Annotated in this window: 3 protein-coding genes and 1 pseudogene; all 4 read left to right on the forward strand. The window is 77.3% G+C overall.

The window, feature by feature from the left end; translation table 11 throughout:
- Positions 1 to 148: 148 nt before the first annotated feature.
- Positions 149 to 598 (forward strand): ferritin-like domain-containing protein, encoded by a 450-nt coding sequence (locus H1A17_RS33735; protein WP_145918414.1) that lies wholly within the window; start codon positions 149 to 151, stop codon positions 596 to 598.
- Between the two features lie 57 nt (positions 599 to 655).
- Positions 656 to 1,243 (forward strand): PadR family transcriptional regulator, encoded by a 588-nt coding sequence (locus H1A17_RS33740; protein WP_088645558.1) that lies wholly within the window; start codon positions 656 to 658, stop codon positions 1,241 to 1,243.
- A complete protein-coding gene (locus H1A17_RS33745) occupies positions 1,240 to 1,974 on the forward strand; it encodes an ABC transporter ATP-binding protein (protein WP_145918413.1) in 735 nt (244 codons plus the stop codon). The genes H1A17_RS33740 and H1A17_RS33745 overlap by 4 nt, the downstream gene beginning before the upstream one ends.
- A gap of 227 nt (positions 1,975 to 2,201) precedes the next feature.
- A pseudogene (locus H1A17_RS33750) lies at positions 2,202 to 3,488 on the forward strand (ABC transporter permease); the annotation flags it as partial.

The raw sequence follows: 3,488 nt of genomic DNA on the forward strand, positions 1-3,488 counted from the left end.
ACCAGCGCCGCCGTACCGACGCGGGGCGGCGGGCGCGGGTGCACGATTCCGGCCGCCTCCCCCCTCACAGCCTGGACGCGCCGGGCGACCGGGCCGCGCTGCTCGGCGCGATCGCCGCCGCCCGGGCCACCCACCTGGAGGCGCTGAAGTGAGCCGCTCCACCGCCCCCGCCACGCCGGGCGACGCGCTCGCCGACGCGTTGACCGCCGAGTACGCCGCGATCTACGCCTACGGCCCGATCGGGGTGCACCTCACCGACGCCGACCGGCGGGCCGCCCGCGCCGCCGAGGCCGCCCACCGGTCCCGGCGCGACGCGCTGGTGCTCCAGCTCAGCTCCGCCGGCGGGACGGTCCCGGCCGACCAGGCCGGCTACGCCCTGCCGTTCCCGGTCACCGACCGGGCCGCCGCGCTGCGGCTGGCGGTGCAGGTGGAGGAGCGCACCGGGGCGTTCTGGCGGGCGGCGCTGCCGGTCACCACCGGCGCGGACCGCACCCGGGCGCTCAACGCGCTGACCGACTGCGCGGTACGGGCCACCCGCTGGCGGCGCAGCGCGGGCATCACCCCGCTGACCGTCCCGTTCCCCGGCAGTCCCACCTGACCCACCGCCCGTACCCTGCGGTTGCGGTCCGCATACGGGGTATGCATACTCCGTCGCATGTCCATCCGTCACGGCCTGCTCGCCCTGCTGGAGCGCGGCCAGATGTACGGCTACCAGCTCCGGGCCGCGTTCGAGGAGTCGACCGGCTCGACCTGGCCGCTGAACATCGGTCAGGTCTACACCACGCTCAACCGGCTGGAACGTGACGGCCTGGTCCGTTCGCTGCCCGAGCACGAGGGCGGCCAGCGGCCGTACGAGATCACCGACGCCGGACGGGCGGACCTGGCGCTGTGGTTCGTCACCCCGATCAGCCGCAACGACCGCCCCCGCGACGAACTGTCCATCAAGCTGGCCCTGGCGTTGACCACACCCGGGGTGGACGTGCGGGCGGTGGTGCAGACCCAGCGTGGCGCGACCATGCGCACGTTGCAGGAGCTGACCCGGCTCAAGTACACCAGTGACCGGCCGGAGGACCTGCCCTGGCGACTGGTGCTGGACGCGATGATGTTCCAGGCCGAGGCGGAGATCCGCTGGCTCGACCACTGCGAGACCAGCCTGGTCCGGCACCGGCCGGCGGCCCCCACCGCACGCAGCGGGTCACCGCCGGAGGTGGTGGAGCGGGCCGACGAGGAGGCACACCGGTGACCGGCCCCGACGGCGCGGTGCTCGAACTGCGCGACGTGCACCGCACCCACGGGGGCGGGGAGGCCGCCGTGCACGCGCTGCGCGGGGTGAGCCTCACCGTACGACCGGGCGAGCTGGTGGCGGTGATGGGTCCCTCCGGCTCGGGCAAGTCGACCCTGCTCACCCTGGCCGGTGGGCTGGACCGGCCGACCGCCGGGGAGGTGCTGGTCGAGGGGGAGACGCTCGGCACGCTCGACGGGCGGCGGCTGGCCCGGCTGCGCCGTCGCCGGATCGGCTACGTCTTCCAGGATCTGAACCTGCTCGGCAGCCTCACCGCCGGGGAGAACGTGGCGCTCCCGCTGGAACTCGACGGGGTCGGCGTACGGCAGGCCCGGCGGGCGGCCCTGGCGGCGCTGGAGGAGGTGGGCCTGGGCGGGCTCGGCGGACGCTTCCCCGACCAGATGTCCGGGGGTCAGCAGCAGCGGGTGGCGATCGCGCGGGCGCTGGTCGGCGAGCGGCGGCTGGTGCTGGCCGACGAGCCGACCGGGGCGCTGGACTCGCAGACCGGGGAGGCCGTGCTGCACCTGCTGCGCCGCCGGGTCGACGCGGGCGCGGCCGGGGTGCTGGTGACCCACGAGGCCCGGCACGCGGGCTGGGCCGACCGGGTGGTGTTCCTCCGCGACGGCGTCATGGTCGACTCCACCGCGCCGCTGGCCGGGGTCGAGCACCTGCTCTCCGGGATCGGCCGGTGACCGCCCCGCCCCACCCGGACGGACCACGGCACCCCGACGGCCGGTCCCACCCCCGGCCGGCCCCGCCCGGCAGCCCGGTCCGACCGGCACAGCCCGGCAGCCCGGCCCGACCTGCACAGCCCGCCGGCGCGGCCCGACCGGACCGGGCCGACAGCACAGCCCGGCCCGCCCAGCCCGACAGCACAGGACGGTCCGACGGTGCGGCCCGACCGGCGGAGCCCGACGCGGTGGACCGGGCGGGGCCGCCCGGTCGGCTCGCCGGGACGGTCGGGTCCTGGCGGGCGGCGCTGCGGATCGCCCGGCGGGAGGCGCGGCGGGCGCGGGGGCGCACCGCGCTGGTGCTGACGATGATCGCGCTGCCGGTGCTGGTGCTGAGCTTCGTCGCGGTCACCTACGACATGGCCGACCTCACCCGGGAGGAGAGTTTCGCCCAGCGGGCCGGTGCCGCCGACGCCGAGCTGCGCTGGGTGGCGGAGAACCCGCTCCACCAGGACTCCTGGGGGGACGTGAACTGGGCCCGCACGGGTGACCAGGTGACCCGGGAGCGGCCGGTGGGCCGGACGGAGATCGAGGCGCTGCTGCCGGCCGGCAGCCGGGCCAGCCGGATCAGCTGGTGGGTGCCGTTCGAGGTGCGGATCGGCGACCGCACCAGGACCCTCGACGGGCGGGCGCTGGACCTGACGGACCCGCTGGCCCGCTCGACGGTGCGGCTGCGCTCCGGGCGGGTCCCCACCGCACCCGACGAGGTCGCGGTCAGCGCGCAGGCCGCCGCCCGGATGGGCGTACGGGTGGGCGGGGCGGTCGACGCGGCCGACGGCACCGGCCGGTGGCGGGTGGTCGGCGTGGTCGAGTTCCCCGACCAGCTCGGGGAGATCGTCGCCCTGACCCCGGCCGGGTTGTCCCGGGACGGGCGGAGCTACGACGAGAGCTGGCTGGTCGACCTGCCCGGCCCGCTGGACGCCGCGCTGGTGGAACGGCTCAACGCGCACGGCGTCCTGGTCAGCGCCGGGACCCCGGTGCCGGGCGCCCGCTCCCCCGACGGGTCGACGCTCAGCCTGCCCGACCCGGTCCTGGCGAGCAACGCGGTGCTGGTCGGCGGGCTCGGTCTGCTGGAGGTCGTCCTGCTGGTCGGCCCGGCCTTCGCGGTCGGGGTCCGGCGGCGACGGCGGGACCTGGCGCTGGTCGCGGTGGCCGGCGGCGACCCGGTGCACCTGCGGCGGATCGTGCTCGCCGACGGGGTGGTCCTCGGTGGGCTCGGGGCCGCGTGCGGGCTGCTGCTCGGGGTCACCGCCGCGCTCGCCGGCCGGTCGCTGGTCGAGGAGCACCTGCTGGGGGTACGCAGTGGGGGCTACCGGGTCTTCCCGGCGGCGCTCGCCGCGATCGCGGCGGTCGCGGTGCTGGCCGGGGTGCTGGCCGCGCTTGCCCCGGCGTTGGCCGCCGCCCAGCAGGACGTGGTGGCCGGGTTGGCCGGTCGCCGGGCCGCACCGCCGCACCGCCGCCGCTGGCTGCTCATC

Source organism: Micromonospora sp. S-DT3-3-22 (genome assembly GCF_015354745.1).
GTDB classification, from domain to species: Bacteria; Actinomycetota; Actinomycetes; order Mycobacteriales; family Micromonosporaceae; genus Micromonospora; species Micromonospora wenchangensis.

Coding starts and splice junctions, on each gene's coding strand:
- H1A17_RS33740 (WP_088645558.1), top strand. CDS start 656: ATGTCCATCCGTCACGGCCTGCTCGCCCTGCTGGAGCGCGGCCAGATG.